This is a genomic window from Paraburkholderia sp. RL17-347-BIC-D (assembly GCF_046027915.1).
GTDB lineage: Bacteria > Pseudomonadota > Gammaproteobacteria > Burkholderiales > Burkholderiaceae > Paraburkholderia.
This window is the reverse complement of record NZ_JARESS010000026.1, coordinates 110415-128686: the sequence shown is the minus strand read 5'-3', so window position 1 is coordinate 128686 and position 18272 is coordinate 110415. Positions and strand designations below refer to the sequence as shown.

The 18272-nt window shown below is 57.3% G+C and carries 12 protein-coding genes and 1 pseudogene; 5 read left to right on the top strand and 8 right to left on the bottom strand.

Translation table 11 applies throughout. The features are described 5' to 3' along the window. A partial coding sequence (locus tag P0D96_RS29485; RefSeq protein ID WP_408317024.1) for a hypothetical protein occupies positions 1 to 217 on the bottom strand: 217 nt, incomplete at its 3' end. Positions 218 to 1033: 816 nt separating this feature from the next. Between P0D96_RS29485 and P0D96_RS29480 the strand changes: the two genes are divergently transcribed. Next, positions 1034 to 2782, top strand: coding sequence for an ABC transporter ATP-binding protein/permease (locus P0D96_RS29480; protein WP_408317023.1), 1749 nt, complete (start codon positions 1034 to 1036; stop codon positions 2780 to 2782). A 63-nt stretch (positions 2783 to 2845) separates the two neighbouring features. After that, the gene (locus P0D96_RS29475) at positions 2846 to 3334 is read left to right on the top strand and encodes a hypothetical protein (protein WP_408317021.1); all 489 of its coding nucleotides are present in this window, start codon (positions 2846 to 2848) and stop codon (positions 3332 to 3334) included. A 32-nt stretch (positions 3335 to 3366) separates the two neighbouring features. Here the strand turns inward: P0D96_RS29475 and P0D96_RS29470 are convergent, their stop codons facing one another. Next, complete coding sequence (locus tag P0D96_RS29470) at positions 3367 to 4347, bottom strand: hypothetical protein (RefSeq protein ID WP_408317019.1); 981 nt, start codon at positions 4345 to 4347, stop codon at positions 3367 to 3369. A gap of 665 nt (positions 4348 to 5012) precedes the next feature. On the opposite strand from P0D96_RS29470, the gene P0D96_RS29465 reads away from it, so the two are divergent. Together P0D96_RS29465 and P0D96_RS29460 are read left to right on the top strand one after the other, a co-directional pair. Then, entirely contained in the window at positions 5013 to 7739 is a 2727-nt protein-coding gene (locus P0D96_RS29465; RefSeq protein WP_408317017.1) for an McrB family protein, read from the top strand. Beyond that, positions 7736 to 9037: an McrC family protein gene (locus tag P0D96_RS29460; RefSeq protein ID WP_408317015.1), complete on the top strand. Its 1302-nt coding sequence runs from the start codon at positions 7736 to 7738 to the stop codon at positions 9035 to 9037. Before P0D96_RS29465 ends, P0D96_RS29460 begins: the two co-directional genes overlap by 4 nt. Before the next feature lie 400 nt (positions 9038 to 9437). Here P0D96_RS29460 and P0D96_RS29455 read toward each other — a convergent pair whose 3' ends face one another. The 4 genes from P0D96_RS29455 to P0D96_RS29440 all read right to left on the bottom strand — a co-directional run bounded on the left by P0D96_RS29455 (position 9438) and on the right by P0D96_RS29440 (position 12549). Continuing rightward, complete coding sequence (locus tag P0D96_RS29455; protein WP_408317013.1) at positions 9438 to 9911, bottom strand: hypothetical protein; 474 nt, start codon at positions 9909 to 9911, stop codon at positions 9438 to 9440. 474 nt (positions 9912 to 10385) lie between these two features. Next, entirely contained in the window at positions 10386 to 10628 is a 243-nt protein-coding gene (locus tag P0D96_RS29450) for a hypothetical protein (RefSeq protein WP_408317011.1), read from the bottom strand. An 806-nt stretch (positions 10629 to 11434) separates the two neighbouring features. Next, positions 11435 to 11755: a cyclic-phosphate processing receiver domain-containing protein gene (locus P0D96_RS29445; protein ID WP_408317009.1), complete on the bottom strand. Its 321-nt coding sequence runs from the start codon at positions 11753 to 11755 to the stop codon at positions 11435 to 11437. 53 nt (positions 11756 to 11808) lie between these two features. Further along, positions 11809 to 12549 (bottom strand): hypothetical protein, encoded by a 741-nt coding sequence (locus tag P0D96_RS29440; protein WP_408317007.1) that lies wholly within the window; start codon positions 12547 to 12549, stop codon positions 11809 to 11811. Positions 12550 to 12611: 62 nt separating this feature from the next. Between P0D96_RS29440 and P0D96_RS29435 the strand changes: the two are divergent. Continuing rightward, positions 12612 to 13082, top strand: a pseudogene (locus P0D96_RS29435) (transposase family protein); the annotation flags it as partial. 670 nt (positions 13083 to 13752) lie between these two features. On the opposite strand, the gene P0D96_RS29430 reads toward P0D96_RS29435, so the two are convergent. Next, the gene (locus P0D96_RS29430) at positions 13753 to 15246 is read right to left on the bottom strand and encodes an argonaute/piwi family protein (protein ID WP_408317005.1); all 1494 of its coding nucleotides are present in this window, start codon (positions 15244 to 15246) and stop codon (positions 13753 to 13755) included. Then, a complete protein-coding gene (locus tag P0D96_RS29425; protein WP_408317003.1) occupies positions 15224 to 17974 on the bottom strand; it encodes an SIR2 family protein in 2751 nt (916 codons plus the stop codon). Before P0D96_RS29425 ends, P0D96_RS29430 begins: the two co-directional genes overlap by 23 nt. Positions 17975 to 18272 lie beyond the last annotated feature (298 nt).

Below are 18272 nucleotides of genomic sequence, written 5' to 3'. Positions count from 1 at the left end.
TGCGGCCACACAGAGACGGATGGCGACCGGCCCAGATCGACCAATTGCTGCCGGTGCAAACGTCGCAGCTTTGCGGGCAGGTAGGGTCGGGGAGCAACAGCTTTAGGCCGGCCTTCTGAGCCGCGGGAAGAAACGTCGTCAGGGCTGTGGATGCGAAGTTGAATTGCTGCCCGGTTAAGACACTGGTGTCGAGAAATACAACGGTCGGAATTGACATCGCTATGGCAGGTCCCAAGGTCTACGGCTGTGGTAGTCATCAAATGTTTGTTTCTGCTTGTCATCACGCACGGGCGAATTTTGGGCGATTCTTACTTCGATGTCGAATGAGCAACAATGACGACCGCTCACACACCTATGCTGCATCACATGCATTATGACGCCAGCATCAGGCCCTCGGTCCCCGAGGCACTCACGGCAGAATCGCGCAGGCTCGCTGGTTTCAGTGGGCCGCGTCTCTTTTTGAAGGCGGCGGAGAAAAAGCAGGCATTCATATCGACCTACACGCGCGGCGGCGGCTTTGTTCGCGGTACGCGATGTTCCACGTCGCCGACGACCATAAGGGCGCCCGCAAGTGAATGTCCGCTGATTAAGCGGAACCCGCCCCTCGAACGACTGCATGAATGAGATGAGGAGCGACAGCTTCTGGCCGACTGTACGCGTTCACTCGCTCCGCCGTAGGCCGGTCGTTTTATTGGCGACGATGGAAGTCGCATCGTCGGCCGTTGCCACCGTTCGCACCTCGCCAACGGCGGTCCCTCTCCAGTGCCCGGTTCGGGACGCCGCGAACAGGCGCTTCGGCCAATTTGAGACATTCGCTAGTACCGTGTTACGCGGGCTGCCCCCCGTTCGGCACAGCGAGCGACATGGGCGGCCGGACAGGTCGCACCCTACAATCATCTCCATGTCCGCTGGATGCACCTGACCAGGCTCGAAAGCGCGCTCGCATACGCTGCCACAAGACCGCCATACATGCACAGATCGGACAATCACCCGGTGCACTCAGTCCGCATTCCCTGCTCGTTAAGGGGCGCTCATGATCAACCAATCTTCCAGCCCTGCATCCGGGCAACTAGACAGTGTCTCAGCCTGGAGCCTCATCAGACCGTACTGGGTCTCCGAGAAACGCGGAACCGCGTGGGGCCTGCTGATCACGATCATCGCCATGGACCTGCTTCTGGTCGGCATCAACGCCCGGTTGAACACGTGGAACCGCGATTTCTACAACGCTCTGGAGGGCAGGAACGTGCGCGAATTCCCGCAGCTGATGCTGCTTTTCAGCGCGCTCGCATTCGCGTTCGTCGCGATTTCCGTCTATAACCGGTATCTGCGCCAGATGCTTGGGTTCCAATGGCGCCAGTGGCTGACCACGCGCTATCTGCAGGAATGGCTGGGCGACGGCACCTTCTACGGCATCGAGCGCGACCGCCTCACCGACAACCCTGACCAGCGGATCGCCGTCGACCTCGATTTATTCGCCACCACCACACTTTCGCTCACACTCGACCTGCTTTCGACGCTCGAAACACTTGTCTGGTTCTCGATCGTCCTATGGAGCACGGCGGGAGCGCTGGCAGTCATGATTGTCGGCACGCCCGTTCAGATTCCTGGTTACATGCTCTGGGCAGCCATCGTCTATGCGATTGCCGGCTCACTCCTGACAAACAAGGTGGGCCACCCGCTTGTGTCGATCAACTACCAGTTGCAGCGCGTCGAAGCGGATTTCCGGTTCGGGCTGATCCGTCTGCGCGAAAACGCCGAGCAGGTTGCGTTCTACGACGGTATGCGGGCCGAGGAATCGACCGCCCAGGATCTGTTCGGCCGGATTCGTGAAAACTGGTGGCGCGTGATGAAGTACACGCGGCGCTACAGCTTCGTGCTCAATTTCTACGGTCAGATTGCCGAAATCTTTCCGATCGTCGTGGCATCGCCCCGTTATTTCGCAGGTTTGTTCAGTTTCGGCACACTGATGCAAATCGCCGACGCATTCGGTTCGGTTAGCGAATCGCTTTCGTGGTTCATCAACAATTACGACACGCTCGTCCAATGGCGCGCAACGGTCAACCGTCTGCGCGAGTTCAGGCGCGTCATGCATCTACCTCATCTGAAAGAATCCGTGTCGCCCGCAACCGAGCATCGCGGCATCAACCTGCACTACGTCGACAAGAGCCAGTTCGCCACGCACAATCTCACGCTTGCGCTGCCCAACGGCGAGACGCTTGCGAACGTGCGCGACATCACCGTCAAGCTCGGTTCGCGCTGGCTCGTGCGCGGGCCGTCCGGCTCGGGCAAGAGCACACTGTTGCGCGCACTGGCTGGCCTCTGGCCGTTCGGAAACGGCTCGATCGACGCACCTGTGAACGCGCACATGATGTTCATCCCGCAGCAGAGCTACCTGCCGGTTGGCACCTTGAAGACTGTGCTCACCTACCCCGCAGCGACCGCCAACTTCAGCGACGAGGAATGTTGCGAGGCACTGTGTCTGTGCCGGCTTAAAGGCTACGTTGACCGATTGCACGAATCCGACCATTGGTGGCGGATTCTTTCTCCCGGCGAGCAGCAGCGGCTAGCGGCCGCACGCGTGCTGATGCACAAGCCTGACTACGTGTTCCTCGACGAAGCAACGAGTGCGCTCGACACTGAGAACGAAGCGTATCTGTATCACCTGTTGACCGAACGACTGCCAAATGGGGCGATTGTCAGCGTCACGCACCGCAAGTCGCTCGCGAAGTTCCACCAGGAGACCCTTGATATCGCGCGTGCGCGCGAGCACACGACCGGCTAACCAAGCCGTACATACACCGTACCAGACGCCCCTTTTTTCCGTAAAGAGTGGCCGCTATTGTCGATGAAGCTGATGATCTGGTGGGCGCAGCTCCTGAGAGTTGAAGGGCTGGCCTGGAGCAGCGCAGAGTTGCAGTCTGCCCGGTGGCGCGACTATGGGCCGCCGGAGTTGCTCTATCAAAAGCTTCTACCCGACGCGGCGCGATCGCTGGCAGCAGCGCTTCGGCTTTCGCTGGATCAGGGCCAATTGTCAGTCAGGGCAGGTAACCGTCAGGTCGTACTGGACAAGCGCGGTTGGCGGGTCTGCAATCGGGAGGGCGTGTCTCTAACGAAACCATTCCGGGTCCGGGCCCAGGCCGAGGAGTTTGCTGAACTCATCGGGAAGTTCGTTTTGATTGACGTGCCGGTTCTCTGGATAAAGGAGCTAGCGCCGATTCGTTCAATTCCTCTTTACGGGATAGCGAGCACTGACTTATGGCTGTATCCAGAAGCCGGCGCGCCAGCCGGCGACAATGATGCTCACGGGCAGCCACGCAATGCGGCAACGGCTTGAGCTGCCCTGCTGCTGCAAGCAGTCGTGGCCGTCTATGCCGGTTTCGCCAGCTCGGCTAGTAACGCGTCAATAGCCGGCGGGCCACCCGGCACCAAGGCTGAACGGCCAACAAAAAACGGCGCCTCACGTCGACAGCGTTCTGCAAATCTCACAAAATTTCTGTCGGCTGAAAGCATCAAATCCACGTCAACCAGGTACGTGCCAATCTGACCGTCGACGGGCGTGCCATCGGTGATCTTGTGAAATTGTTGCTGAAATTCGAATGCCGATCTGAGCCAGTGCCGCGGCATCCTCATCCGGTCGACCTCATGAAACCAGAAGCGCGTTCGCTCGCGCGGATGCAGCTTCATCATGATTAGATTGACCTCGCCCTCAAGCCAATCAGCATAAGGGTGCCCTGGCCTGTCCAACGCTCGCTCAAAATGTGAGTGAGCTTGGACGCGCCACAACTCGACCGGATTACCGTTCCACCCTGGCGCGGGGTGGGCAGGACTCGCCAACACGGCGCCGAGCGGTACGCCTCTCCACTGAGCCGGCATTGATAAGGCATATTCCCGGACCTCTCTGGTCTCAACCCGCGCTGCGTCTAGCACCTGCAGACTATCGATGAGTTGGGCTTCCCGCGCGGTGTCGTACCTGGCTCGGTCCCAAAATCCACCGCGAGAACGGGTCCAGTCATATTGCAATCTTCGATACCGGGTCAGGTCTTCGCGCCATCGTAGCCAATCAGAATGGAGACGCCTCACTTCCGCCTTGATTTCCTGCGCCTCTGAAAACGCTTCCGGCATCAGCCGTTTCCAGCACGGCAGCGTCGTCGCAGAGACCAAAGAATCGCGCAAGCTTGAGCGTCCAGTACGCAGTGCTTCATAGACGACGGCGGGAGCAACGACAATCTCGTGGCGAGATTTACGCGCAGCCTGCCGAACCGCACCGAGTGCGTCATGATCAACGACGTATCGCCAGATATTGGTATCGAGAAGTATTCGCATGTCTGTGGCCTTTTTGAGGCCCATTCTGCCCTCAGCCTTGCGATTCCGCCGTGCGCCAGCGAACATGATCGCCACCGCGATGGCCGCATGTCCTGCGTGGATTACACTGGGGATTGGGACTTGCCTGTGGATCTGCTAGATGGCGTGCCTGCGGGCCGGCACGGTGTGCTAGTCGGCAAAATCCTTGACTCCACGCTGCTGGGGAAATTACTTTGCCGAACACACGAGAAACGGAGGGCGCCGTCTCGCGCTCGTCGACGCCCGCGCGCAGCGCTTCGCCTTCGGGCGGCTACCGCCGACTAGCTGAAGGGGATGTGATGGGCGTTCAAAGAAGACCGACCCGCGGCGCATCCCGAACCGAGGTCTGCCTCCCAACGCCAAGAACTCGCTGGTCGGTGCGACGGCACTGCCGAAACGAAATACAATCCTAATTGTCTGCAACAATTGTCCACATGGCGGACGGCGGGAAGCGACGCCTCCGGCGGCGTCCCGCGAGATCGCCAGCGCCTTCGGACGGGTCGGCCGTGAGCAGCCTCTAAAGGGATGAATATTTCGGGTTAGTCCCAGCTCGGCACTCGATGCTCCAGCTCGTCGAAGAAGAACAGCCATTGATGCGCAACGGACTACCAGAAATCTGAGGCGCCTGATAATAATGGATAACAAGAGCCCGACAATAAAAGGGGTGACGCGTGAGAGAGGCTGAATTCAAAACTTGGTTCGAGACACAAAGTTATACGGCAGGCACCATTAGTACGCAAATGAGCAAAGTGAGGAAGCTCGACAAGGCGTTCGGGGACCTGGATTCGCTTTATCAACGAGGCGAGTTTGACAAACTAGAGGCAGACCTCAAATCGGGCTCTAATTTGCCAGAGGGGCTCGGCGCTGACGGTGAGCGACGAGATCTTCCAACAAGCCTGCGCTACTACCGCAAGTTCATCGAGGCGGAAGGTTCACACGGTACCGCCGAAATGGGCTTGACCCCGCAGGACATTCTCGACGCGATTGGCCGCTGCGATGCGGCCGGATCGGCGGAGGCGTACATCTCACGCCAAGAAGGGTTGGGACCACCAAAAAATTTTTGGCTCCTCCACCGCGGCAAACGCTATCCGAGCAAAGCTATTGTCCGCGATGCGCTCAGACAAATCGCCAGCGACTCGCTTCCCCGCACCCGGCAGTGCACGGCAACGCTTGAGGCACTAGGCTTTGTTGTCATCGACTGGCCGGCTTTCCAGGCGCTGCGCTCAACCTTCCTGTCCCGGCTATCCGAGTTCCAGAACTTCCGAGTGCAGGATGGGGATTACTGGACGAGCGAGCGTCGGTACAAGGACCAGGCAATTGAAAAGGTCCGCTTAATCGCGGCGTCCTTCGTCGACAACCGCACTGCTGGCGAACAGATTTTTCGGGCGCTCAGCGTCGAAGGCAAAGGATTACCGCTCAGCTGGCGTACGCACGACGACTTTAAGAATGCGAGCGCCACTCTACGCGACCGCTTCTACGAGGTTGTCGCGACTCTGGCGCGCAGTGAGGAGGAGCCGTTCGTGACGATCACGAACGGAGCTCGTGCGCTAGAGACGCTGAGAACGGACGGTATCGCAAGCCTTCGCCGTGGCGAGGTGCTATCCATCGCGATCAGCGTCGTCGGGACGATCCACCCCGAAGCAGCAAGCTGGTTCCAGATCACCCGCGTTGAGGCAATGGGCAAGCGGCTGTTCGGCCGCAAGCTGTTCAGACACGCGCAATACGACCCGGCCGATCTCGACGAGTTTTTTCACATCATGCGGGAGCTGTTTGCGTTGTTCGCTGCCGAACCTTCGCTCAGTTGGGAGCCCGCTGACCTGTTCGATGTGCAAGGATTTATCTTGGTTGCGCTTGATGATAAGTGGCGCAATGAAGAAAGCGCGCAATCCGCGGGGACATCCGAGACGACAGACGCGGCCGACGATTCGGCCGGGGTCTTGCAAGACGGCCCGTACTGGTTCGTCGGCGCATCGTATGGCGGCCAAGACCACGTTGAGCGCTTCCTTTCTACGGGCGTTTGGGAAATCGACAGCCCTAGCGAGCGCAACCGCGAGCAGATTCGGCGAATGCAACCAGGTGAACGCATAGCGATCAAGTCCACCTACGTCCGAAAGAACGGGCTACCTTTCGACAACCGGGGCCGCACGGTGTCAGTCATGCAAATCAAGGCTGTAGGCACAATCACGGCTAACGCCGGCGATGGCGAGCGCATATCAGTCGATTGGGAGCAGAGCAACTCACCTCGCGAGTGGTACCACTACACCTATCAGCCGACGATCTGGGAGGTCTATCCGACTAACGAGATGGCTCAACGACTGGTCCGCTTCGCCTTCAAAGGCGAGACGCAGGAATACGACTGGTTCCTTTTGAAAATTCCGAATTGGGGCGGCTCGCCCGCCGAAGAAGCGCCACAAGCGGACCCCGTGAAGCGCTCTCCGCTTAACTTGATCCTCTATGGTCCGCCCGGCACAGGCAAGACCTATCGGTCGATGGCTGAGGCCGTGCGCTTGTGCCGCGGGCTCGCGGATAGTGATGGATTACTATCTGAACCCACCCGGCGACAAGAGTTGCGGGAAGCATATGAAGAACTGCGCGCACAAGGTCAGATCGGCTTCGTCACCTTCCACCAGAATTATGCGTATGAGGACTTCATCGAGGGCCTTCGGCCGCATCCGCTCGTAGACGGAGTGGGCTTCACATTGAAAGCCGAATCGGGCATCCTGCGTCGAATGGCAGAGGCTGCCGAGGCTAGCGCCGAAGAGCATGTTCTGGTCATCGACGAGATCAACCGAGCCAACATCTCGAAAGTCTTCGGAGAACTGATCACGCTTCTAGAGCCGGACAAGCGGCTCGGCATGGAGGAAGGCATGCGGCTTACGTTGCCTTACAGCGGCGCTCGTTTCGGCGTACCGGCGAACCTGCATATCGTCGGCACAATGAACACCGCGGATCGCTCGATTGCGCTCCTCGACACCGCGCTAAGGCGCCGATTCGAGTTTCGCGAGCTGATGCCGGATGCATCGTTGCTCGGGACGGTCGAGGGAATCGATCTCAGCGCGTTGCTGACCACCATCAACGAGCGCATCGAATATTTGTTCGATCGAGAGCATCAGGTCGGGCACGCTTATTTTATCCGCTGCAAGACACGCGCCGACGTCGACGAAGTCATGCGGCACAAGGTCATTCCGTTGCTCGCTGAATACTTTTACGAAGACTGGGCGAAGGTGGCAGCGGTACTCGGTGACGGTGAGAATGGCGAGGGTGACCGTGAAGGCCTGTTCATCGACCGGCGCCAGCTGAAAGCGCCGCAGGGGATGGGCGGCGACGAGGACGCCGCTCCGCGCTATCGCTGGAGGGTACGCGATACGTTTGCCTATGAGCGGCTGGGGAGGAAATGATTCGGCGCACGATGCTCGAATGGGAGACCATCGGCTACGGCGACGGGCCTGACGCGATCCCCCTATATGCGGCCGACCGCATCGCCGCGGTCGCTGCAACGTCGCCACTCGCGGGGCGCAATGGCGAAGGCGTGCTTGAGCACGGTCGGAAAGGACTGCGTGCCCGAGGCGTTGTCGGCGTAATCGCAGCGAACGGCTGCGCGTTGGAGATCCTGCCCAAGATCGACTTCCCCGATGCAGAGGGTGAAAAGGCAACAGGCAGGATTCGCAAGCGCCTTGTACACATGCTCGCCGTCGCGCTGGATATCAGGATCGATGCGGGTCGGATGACCGCGCTGGATTGGCAGCGGGACACGCTTCTTGAAATCCTGATTCGGCTGTTCTCGGAGAAGCTCCTCGATGCAGTCCGGCAGGGCATGCCTCGGCGGTATTTGGAGCATGCAGAAGATCTGCCGGTGCTGCGAGGGCGGTTGGACGTGACACGTCAGTTCAGTATCCTAGCCGCCGAACCCGTTCGGCTCGCATGCCGGCACGACGCTCTAAGTGCCGATATCGCACTCAACCGCATCATGAAGGCGGTGGTCTCACGCCTCGTGTGCATCGCAAGGACCGGCGATAACCAGCGTCGCCTTCGGGAACTCGCATTTGCGTATGCCGACATTGCGGAGGTACCCGTTGCAGCGCTGCGATGGGATCAGGTCGTGCTCGACCGGACGAACAGTCGCTGGCGTGAACTACACCAGCTCGCCCGGCTCCTGCTCGGCGATCGCTTCCAGACAACGTCGGATGGACGCAGCGACGGGTTCTCGCTGCTCTTCGAGATGAACACACTATTCGAAGAGTATGTCGCGCGCATGCTCAAACGCGCACTGGTCGACGAAGGTCTTCGGATCGTCAGCCAAGGTGGCCGGCTATTCTGCCTAGAGACCGAGGACCAGCGCGGTTTATTCCAAACGAGGCCAGACATCCTTGTCAAACGAGGTGACACCGTAGTCCAAGTTATCGACACCAAGTGGAAGCGGATTGCCGCACGGATCGATAACCTCAAGCAAGGCGTTTCGCAAACGGACGTCTACCAGATGATCGCCTATGGCCGACTTTACAGTTGTGACAGGCTTACGCTGCTCTACCCTCACCACGCAGCTCTTGGCCCATCGGCCGGTGTTCTCGCTGCTCACAAGGTCACAGCAAGCGATCACCGGCTGGAGACAGCAACAATCGACGTTGCTGCGTCGCATGATCTCATGCGATCCCTTCGGGAGTTGACGGTCGACGCCAATGCGCCCGTCTCGAATTGAACGCAGGATTGTGTGCAGCTGCCGACAGTTGGGCCGATCGCTGCAACTGCGTTTAATGTGAGCTCATTGTAAGCGTTGCTCGAGTACCGTCTAGACCGATGGCGCCAAAGTGGACACAGTAGGCCCCACCAAACGAGTGGTGGAGACTACTTTGTCACCTGAGATAGCGACATCAGCGAGACGGTACTCGAGCAACGCTTACCGGGAGTGTGAGTTCGCTGATGGAGGAAGCTGCCGTCCGGCAGCTCGATGCCGCCACTGTCAGCAATCCGCCGCCACATTGCTGACGTAGAGCCCAGCCCGCCCCAATGTCGGCAATGGCCGATGAAGGAGCGTTTGTCTTTGACGATCGAATGGCCGGTTACGGGGGCGGAGCCGACGACCGACGCGGGCGCTTTTCCTATGCGTGGGACTTCTTTACCTCGTCGCCGAAGAAGCCTCCGCGTTCACTCGTATTTGCTCTTGATAACATATCTCTTGCGTCCCGAAGCCGGAAAAGCAGCTTATGCTCTTTTCTCAATTCATCAACCACGCGGTCGCACTCCACCTTTGCGTTTAGCAACCGTTGGTGCTCGCTTTTCTGCTCATCCGTCCACGGGCGAGCAGTTGGAGTACCGGCTGCCATCGCCTCATAGGCGACGTTGCAAGCAACATACGCATCGTCAATCTGCTTTAGCAAAAGCATGCGGTCGTCGGGTCTATAAAATGCATCGACCAGTTTTACAAGAGCAAGCGCATTCAGGGGTCCATGAATCTTATCCGTCGCAACGGATAGGCTCGTCGTCAGAGCCTCCACTTGTTTTTGATCCGCTATAAATCCCATTAAATGTAATTGGTGTATCCGCTTTTCCGATGGTTCGGCGTCTAGCGCCACTTCGACAGATCAAGATAGGGGGCGAATCGCTCCTAATGGCCCGAGCTTCCGTTTGCGCCCACTCCGTGGTCCCGTTCAAAATCTTCGTTGCGGCTATGCGTTCGTTCTCGGTCGCAGCCTTCCGTACGGCGACATACGCATCGCCGCGCGTCAGCGCCTTTTTGTTCGACCGCCTCAACGAAGCGGGCAATCTCCGGTCCAAACAAAAACCTCGCATTCGCAACGTGTTGCCGAAAAACCATAATGTCCCGCCCGTCGAACCAGTTCGGGTCAAAGAACTTCGAAATGAATGCCCAAGTCTCAAGGAAAACCGCATGCCTTTTTTCGAACAGGTCCAACTTGAACTTGGCCCGTGCAATTCGGTACTGTCGATACGCGATTCCGGCAGCAATCAACCCAATTACGAGGGTCACAAATGCCGCAGGCAATCCCTTCACCAAATCCGGTAACACCTGAGCGATATTCGTGCTTTTCCTAGGGTTTCGTCGCCGGCGCCAGCTCAAGCGCAGACACCAAAAATGCGGCACTGCGAACCGCTCCCTTCGATGTGCGCCATTCGCATACAACCTTGTGACTCATCAAGGTTTTTCCCTTGTCTGCGCGCGTCCCGTGTGCAGACAATCCGGCGGTGCCCTTTACCATCATGATCTGCTTCTTACCCTTCTCGCGAACCATCAAGCCGGGACGAAAAGCGCTTTTGTCTAGCGAATTTTCCATATTTGCTTTTCCGAGCATTAAGCCGGTTCCGTGTTCGCGTAAGAAGCCAGGGGCGATTGTAGACAGCTGGCCGCGAATTCCAAGGCAGCGTCCCGCCACTTGTTGTGTGCAACATAGCGCGGATGACTGGTTCTGTAGCAAAGAGCCCGTCCGACGCGAAATTGCCAGAGACAACGCGGCTCAATTGCCACGCTATCAGTCCGATCGTGGAAACAGTCCCGTAAGAACCGATCGTAAGCCGCTCCGGTAGTGAAGAGAATCACGTCCGGATCGGTCAATACAATGTGCGCACGAAGCAAATCCTGCGACAGAGATTGAATTCGATCGAACGACGCAGCTCCCGTCGGCGAGCCCCCCGCATGACTCACGCAGAAGAGATTCGCCCAACCGATAGCGACAGCGGCATCCGGGAGGCGGGCGTGCATCGACCTCTTCACGTGGCGCAAGAACTGCAGGAACTTATGCCGTTCGGGTGGGCGCTCCAGCCAGCGACCGTGAGACCGCATCGACTCGATAACAGCGTCAATCGTCGGTATCTCCCCCCGCCTGAACCCGCATTCCTTGTTTCGCCAAGCTTTCGTTTCCATCCCCACAACGAGCACACGATGCTTCGCCTCGCTAAAGTTCGCTGGAACGGTCGGAAGGAAGAGGCCCGAAAGGTCGTTCGACCCTTCGAAGAGGCCCGCTAGATCACTGGCAGCAAGTATGTCGAGATAACGATGTGCCAACGCGAGTGCGTGGCCGTCGGCCTCATCGGATGTGAAAGTTTCGCTCATTTTGGTCGTTTTCCTGTCCGCTTCGCTCCCTCAAGGCCGGATGACTCGATGAAGCAGGCTCTCGCGTACGAGCCTTTCTATCGCTTTGACGCCGGCTTGCATCTTCTCTACAGCAGACGGGTTTGCCGAGTGAATCCTGATAACCGGAGGAACGAATCCTCGAAGTGCCACCGCTTCCTCGATCCAGAGAATGACGTCGTAACCCGTTCCGCGTGCATCGTCGCCCAGGTCATGGTCCAAACTGAGTTCGGTGACACCTCCTGCTTCCAGCAACCCGATCGCGTCAGACGGCCAGTACACGCGATGCCAGCCGTCTGGAGTCGGTCGCTCGTCATCAAGGTACACTTTCATCGCGTTCGGTCTTTTCCGTGGTTTCCATTATCGTTTATAACGATGTCTGAAAATCAGTCCGCTTCGGTGAATCGATAACGGGAGGGCTCGTAGAAGCGGCCGGCGACGCTCATCGGCGTGCGGACCATGCGCCCGTTTCGTAACAACGCGGCGCGTTTCTCCATTCCCTCGCGTACCAGTGCCTGCTGTGCAGTATCTAGCTCAAAGTCGAATCGCGGCCATGCCCCGTGAATCTCAAGATAACCTTGGTCGGCGAGCCTGTGCAGCGTTGCGGGCGGGTAGCCAGAATCGCTCCAATAGCCCTCAAACAGATCGGTGTCGTTTGCAAGGTCCGCCTCGTCGCGGTCTATCGACATCAGGCATCGCATTTTGCGCTGCGCCTCGTATTCGGTGATGGCTGCAAGCTGCCCTTCAAGCTTGGCAATTTTCTGCGCGTCCCTTCGCAGACCTTCAGCACGACGCAGGCGGTGCGCTTTCATCTTTTCTATGGCGTCAGACTGCTGCACGAGATCGAAGCTCGGCCAGTTGCCGGCTGCTTCAATGCTGCCTTGATCCGCCAGCCGGTGAAGCTCCTCGCTTGAATATCCAAGGTGGGAAAACGCTTCCTCGAAACTCTCCGGGTTATTCTCGCGATTGGCCTGGTCGCGGGCGTCTGAAAGTTGAAGGCGAAAATTGCGTTCGTTCTCGTAGGTACGGACCGCCAGCATTTCGGCCCGATGCTTCTTGGAATCCTGGTCCGCTCGGAACAGTACCCAGCAGACAACACCGACAGCCACCACCACGCCTATACGCATCGTGTCTCCCGTTTTTCCATCGTACGTCAGCTCATATAGCTTTGTATGCAAATTGCATGATGCGCGCGTACCTTGAACAGCATGGCAAGCCGGTTGCGCTGTACAGCGACAAGGCCAGCGTGTTTCATTGCAACAGCCATTCGGTGACGCCAGGCAAGGGCGTCACGCAGTTTGGCCGCGCGCTGTACGAGCTGAATGTGGATACGTTCTGCGCCAATAGCAGCCAGGCCAAGGGGCGCGTCGAACGCGCCAATCTGACGCTGCAGGATCGTCTCGTGAAGGAACTGCGGCTACGCGAAATCAGCACGAAGGAGGCGGCCAATGCTTACGCGCCCCACTTCATCGCTGACTTTAACGGCCGGTTTGGCAAGATGCCGCGGAGCACATTCGATGCGCACCGGCCGCTGCGTGCCGACGACGATCTTGATCTGATCCTGACGTGTCGCGTGCCACGGCGCATGTCGAAGGTACTGACGGTGCAGTACGACCGGGTGATCTATCTGCTGGAGGATACGGTGGCGAACCGCAGCCTGATTCATCGTTATCTGGGGTATTCGTCCTTTTCGTGCAAAATCTGGCGGTAGCGACGCGCAGAGCCGCTTGCAGCAAGGCTCGGCGATTCGGTAGCTTTCGCGCAATCAGCGATTGAGCAAGTTAATGATCCATATGGATTTTCAGGATCAAAGCGCCACATTATGCACGAAAAGGACGAATACCCCGTCTTCTGACGGGCTGGCCTTCGCACGTCGCGCGCATGCCCGCGCCTGACGCCCGGCCTTGGTTTCTACGAGCAAAATCCGCTCGCGCAAGCAATTTTGTGACTATCGTTGTGCGGTGCAGCATTTCGAGGGTGGCATGTTGAATAAGGCTTCAGCGCAACTTCCGCGTCAACCAAATCTGTTACCACTGTCGGGTCCGGCTGCAACTAATTTTGTAACGCAATACGCGTCCGTTGCCGTGCCTCGGCAGCACACCAACCGGTGCAATGGTCGGCCGGACTTCCACCAGCTTAGCCTCGAACCGGTCATTAGTCGCTGGACGAGGTCGTCGACCAGTTTGGAGCCTAGGTGGTCCACCCTCGCTCAATGGCCGGTCTGCGGCGAGCAGGTTGCTGACACTGCCTCAACCCGTGCGTGATCGACTCGTCATTTCACCGCTGGCCTTTGGTGCACGAGAAATCACCATAGCGTCCAGCTCGCTTCCTTACATGTAATATCGGTAGCTTGGATCCGGCTCACGCTCCTCGGACAATCCATACTCGGCCATAATCCCTCCGACGCGTCTCGCGAAACCCAAAGTAACCGGCTGACTGCTGCGCAGATCTGACGTGTTCCAGTTAAGCCGGCCAAGCCCGAGCGCCTCAATCGCTGCCTCGCGCACATCAGTCAGCGTTTGCGTCCCATACATAGTTACCTCAACTGGAATCGGGATGTGGGGACCCGGATACGTTTCCAATTCGCGGACATAGCCTGACGTAAAGAGGAAGTGTCGCGAATCCTCAATCGTCAGTAGTGTCCCACGGGCTGGAGGGTAGGTCGCATGCGTGACCAGCCGAATACTCGACGGAGCCAACGAAATCATCTGGACCACCGGCACAGCACGCAGTGCTTTTTTAAAGCCATCCAACTCATCCGGTAGAAATCTGGAGGACTTGTGGAGCACGATCCTCTTCGGAATCGTACCGTTACGCTCGACATACGCTTCTAGTACACGTCTCCCTAATTCTTGAGCCTGCGCTTCGTCCATATGCGGTGATCGCATGCGGCCGCTTTCCGGAGGTTGCAACGCGGCGCCGCGGAGTGCAAAACCACCACCGTTGGTTGAAAAGGCTTGTGCAAGCGAAGAATGCACGAGCGCTCGCTTGGTCGTCCGCAAATGGTGAAACGTAATGCCTACATAGCACGTATCTGGACCGTTATTACGGATGCGCCAAGGGATCCCACCTGCCTTGTAGTACACACCTACGCAAAGGTTCCAAGCGCGAAGACAAGCTTCTTCGTTATTTCGGGAGTCGATAAGAACATTGTTAGTCACAATCTGAATCGGAACTTCGATTCTCATCGCTTCCGCCTTGAGTGCGCGACGCAGATCCCGTCGCAACAAATCCTCGGGCGCCTCGTTGGGCTCCCAGTCGAGGGGGAGTTCCATCTGCGCTGAAATGGTGGCACGCGCCGCAGCTTTAACCGCCTGTCGCTCATCAGGCGACATCGCACGTTGGACATTTCTGCAGCGCTTTTCGACTGCCTCCGGGATGCAGCACACAATCACGTCGGGTTTATATTCGCGTTTTGCTGCAAGCATCGCCGCACCGTAGAGCCGCAGAACCTCTGACAGTGCATCATAGGGTTTAAGTGCCAACGCAGTTTGCAGTGGCGAATCTTCAATGAATATCGTCGAATTTGCGTCAACAACGAGTTCGCTGCGGAACACGTCAAAGAAGCCGGGAAAACGCTCAACATTCCCATCTGGATTCTCAGGCTCGATAGCGTTGCTGCATCGATTGAACCACGCGATCGCGTCCGGCACCATATTCCTCGGTGCAACTATCGCGATTCGCACTTGCGCACGATGAGCGGATCCGAAACGCATATCGAACGGCCCAGCTTCAATTAACCCCCGGCGTGGGTTCGAGAAGTAAGCCGAACCGGCAAACTCGAGTTCCGGCACGGGCAGTCTAGCAATCTGCAGCTTGAGCATTTTGTGCCTCGTCCAGATTATTTGGTTCACTAAGCAAATCTTCTATCTCATCTTGGAGAGTGTCCAGGTCAGGGTCAACTGAGCCGATGTCGATTACGGTCGCCATAGTTGCATCGATTGACTCTTGGAACACCATCGAGGGGACGAGCGCGGCAACTTCAACGAAAGCATCGACGTCAGGCGACGGCTTCTCTCCATCAACCATGACGACTGGGATGCGAAACGTGGCCTCGCTGCTACTACCAGCCAAGATCCGTGACCAAAAGACCAAATCGTGCATAACGGAGGGGTTGTAATCGCGCGCAGCGCGGCGCGTCGTCAGCGCTCCAATCTTTTCCGATGCGATTGGCGCAATGTCGCCGTCTTGCGTGAACACGTACGAGGGTAAAAGCGATAGCGCCCACACTGAGCCAAACTTTTCAAAGCGCAGGGAGACGGCTTTATGTTCCCAGTAGACGACTTCGCCACTGGAACGCGATGCGACAGGTTTCGCCACCGTACGTGTCGCCTGCTTGAACTGTCCCTTGTATGTCACCTCTCGAGCAGCACCGCTATTTGAGGGAAAGTAAGCACGAATGCTCCCGGGCTCATGCTTTATGCGTAAGCCTGCTTTTTTCAGATGGGCCGTCAAAGCACTGTTTAGCAAGCGCGGCAACGCGGACGAGTTGTCGACGTCAGAAAGCAACTCTGAGGACGCGACCCGATAGCGCTCTTCTGGAAGCGACATCTCAAGTAGCGGTCTGATAGATGGGTGTGATTCAGATGCAAATGTCCATATCCAGCTGCCACGTACGCAAAATGGCGATGCGCCTTTTTGCTCAGCTGCGGCTATCGTCTTATATGTCTCGATAGTCCCAAGCCGGGTTACCTCATCCGGCCAACGTACGACTCTCAGCAGGTTCGGCGAATATCGAAGTTCGCCAGCCATTGGCTTCGCGGTCCGAGTAGCGGCATCGACTGTTAAAGCCTCGGGGCGGCACTTGAGGACAGCGAGGAACCCTGTATTGTCCGAGTTCGGACCGAACGCGACTTCGTTCAAGTTGTTGTTCGCTTCTTGCACTACATCAGGTAACCCAGATCCTTCTTTATCCATTGCGCCGGCGGAAAAGAAGAAGTCGGCAATCACCGGATTACGGTAGCCCTTTACACGACGAGTCCCCACTCCAACGACAGACTGCAATTGTTCGTCGTCAAGTTGGCGCTGCACGCTCTCAACTAAGCCTCCTGGATTCTCAAAACTCAGTGCCTCTGGTGTGATTACTAATGAGGCACTTTGTGGAGATTCATAGTCGCGGTGCGCAAGCAGGTTGGTTATCAGTTCCTTAAGGGCGAGCGGCGGATATGGATAGGCGTCATGCGAGCTAGGCCCTTTAAGTCGGAAAGGTCGGTTCACGCGCGAAAGAAGTTCGGACGCCCGTTCGAGCTGCGTCCACAGATTGCCGTCAATGAGCGTGCGCTCCTGGACGAAGCCATCAGTATTACTAGTCGGCTGATCCAGGATAGCCGCAACCCATGCGGCTGGTCCAGCGATTGCCACTTCAATGCATGCTTGCGTGAGTTGGGTCTGTTCGTCGCGTGCAAAAAGCAGTTGAGCGCCTCGTGTCACCTGGACGCCATCGCCGATCCGCAATGCAAGGCTGCGAGGCTCCATCGCCGAAAGCAGTTGCTTTTCCGAAGTAAGAGGCGGTATGGGAAGTCGTTGCGCTTCGCAGTATGCTAGTAATTTCGCACGAACAACTGGCTCGCTAAGTTGTCCGAGCCCGATATTCGCCACCTTTAAGTCGTGGCAGGACAACGTCGCAGACTGTTCTGGGGCGGACGAATCCGTGCGCGAATTCGTCCACGAGATATTTGGCAGCGCCTTGTCCACAGCGGACATCAGTTCGTCGAAACCCTCGATTTCGACGAACTGCAGATTACCGTGGGTGATGCTCTCAAGCTCTTGAACAAGTGGCGGAGGTTTGAACTCTCCAGCGACTGGTCGGTGGCACCAATAAATTCCATTGCGAAAATCCCCGCATGCGCTTGCCTGTTCTATCAAAAGATGGCGCATGACGGATGGCTCAGCGCCTCGATATCCAACGACAACCAGAGGATGGTCGCGAAGCAAGGGACGCAGCAATTCAACAAGTTTTTCTTCAAGACGCTGAGTTTCCCTCTCAATATTCTTGTCTGTGTAGTGGTCGATTGAGCCGTGCAGATAGATAACTTGCGGGTAGCTCGGAGTTATAGAAAACAGACGCTGGTCGTCTGACGTGCGAATTTCATCGATTTGGTGGACCTGTGGGACCGCACGCGCAGTCTCAACGATCAGCGAATCGAAATTGGTCGTCAACACTGTACGAATGACGCCGCGAGCCATCAGACGAGCGAGCGTTGCATAGCCTTGGCTCGCTGGAACTCCTGGGCGAAGGACCTTTTGAAAAAAGGCTTTTCGTGCAGCTTGCGGCCGCAGGAGTCGCTCAACTGCTGCTGGAAATTGTTCTGCGTGGTTAATATCCGGCCGATACCAACTCTGTCGCTCAAGCCAACGTAGATAGTCAGATCGCATTACGGTTGGGTCATCGAAATCGCGCGCTTCCGACCTACAATAGGCCCACTTTGCGATCAGGTCGACCAAGTCAGAAGCCAAGGGTATCCCTGACCGATAGGATGCTCCCGCGCCAAGCAGGAACACCGGTTTGACATCATCCCGAAGGAGATTTGCGACCGATGTTGCATTTAGCATGTGCCATGCCCCCGTTTATGAAGCAATATTAACCGATTGCCTCACGAGTGGTAATGCGCACGTTGGCTGGGCGACGAAATGACCACGGAATAACAGCGCACCGTACACGCCACCATACCTGATGGATTAACGACTTCTGTGGGCATTAATGACCTTGTACGGTAGACGTTTCAAAACCGATGAAGAGTTGCTTTAGAAAGCACATCAAGTGACGGTGCAGACGGGAAGTTTTGTTGAGCTGGACTCCACGTGTCGATCTAACACGTTTTAAATGTTAGGTATTTCACCCCAACTCTTG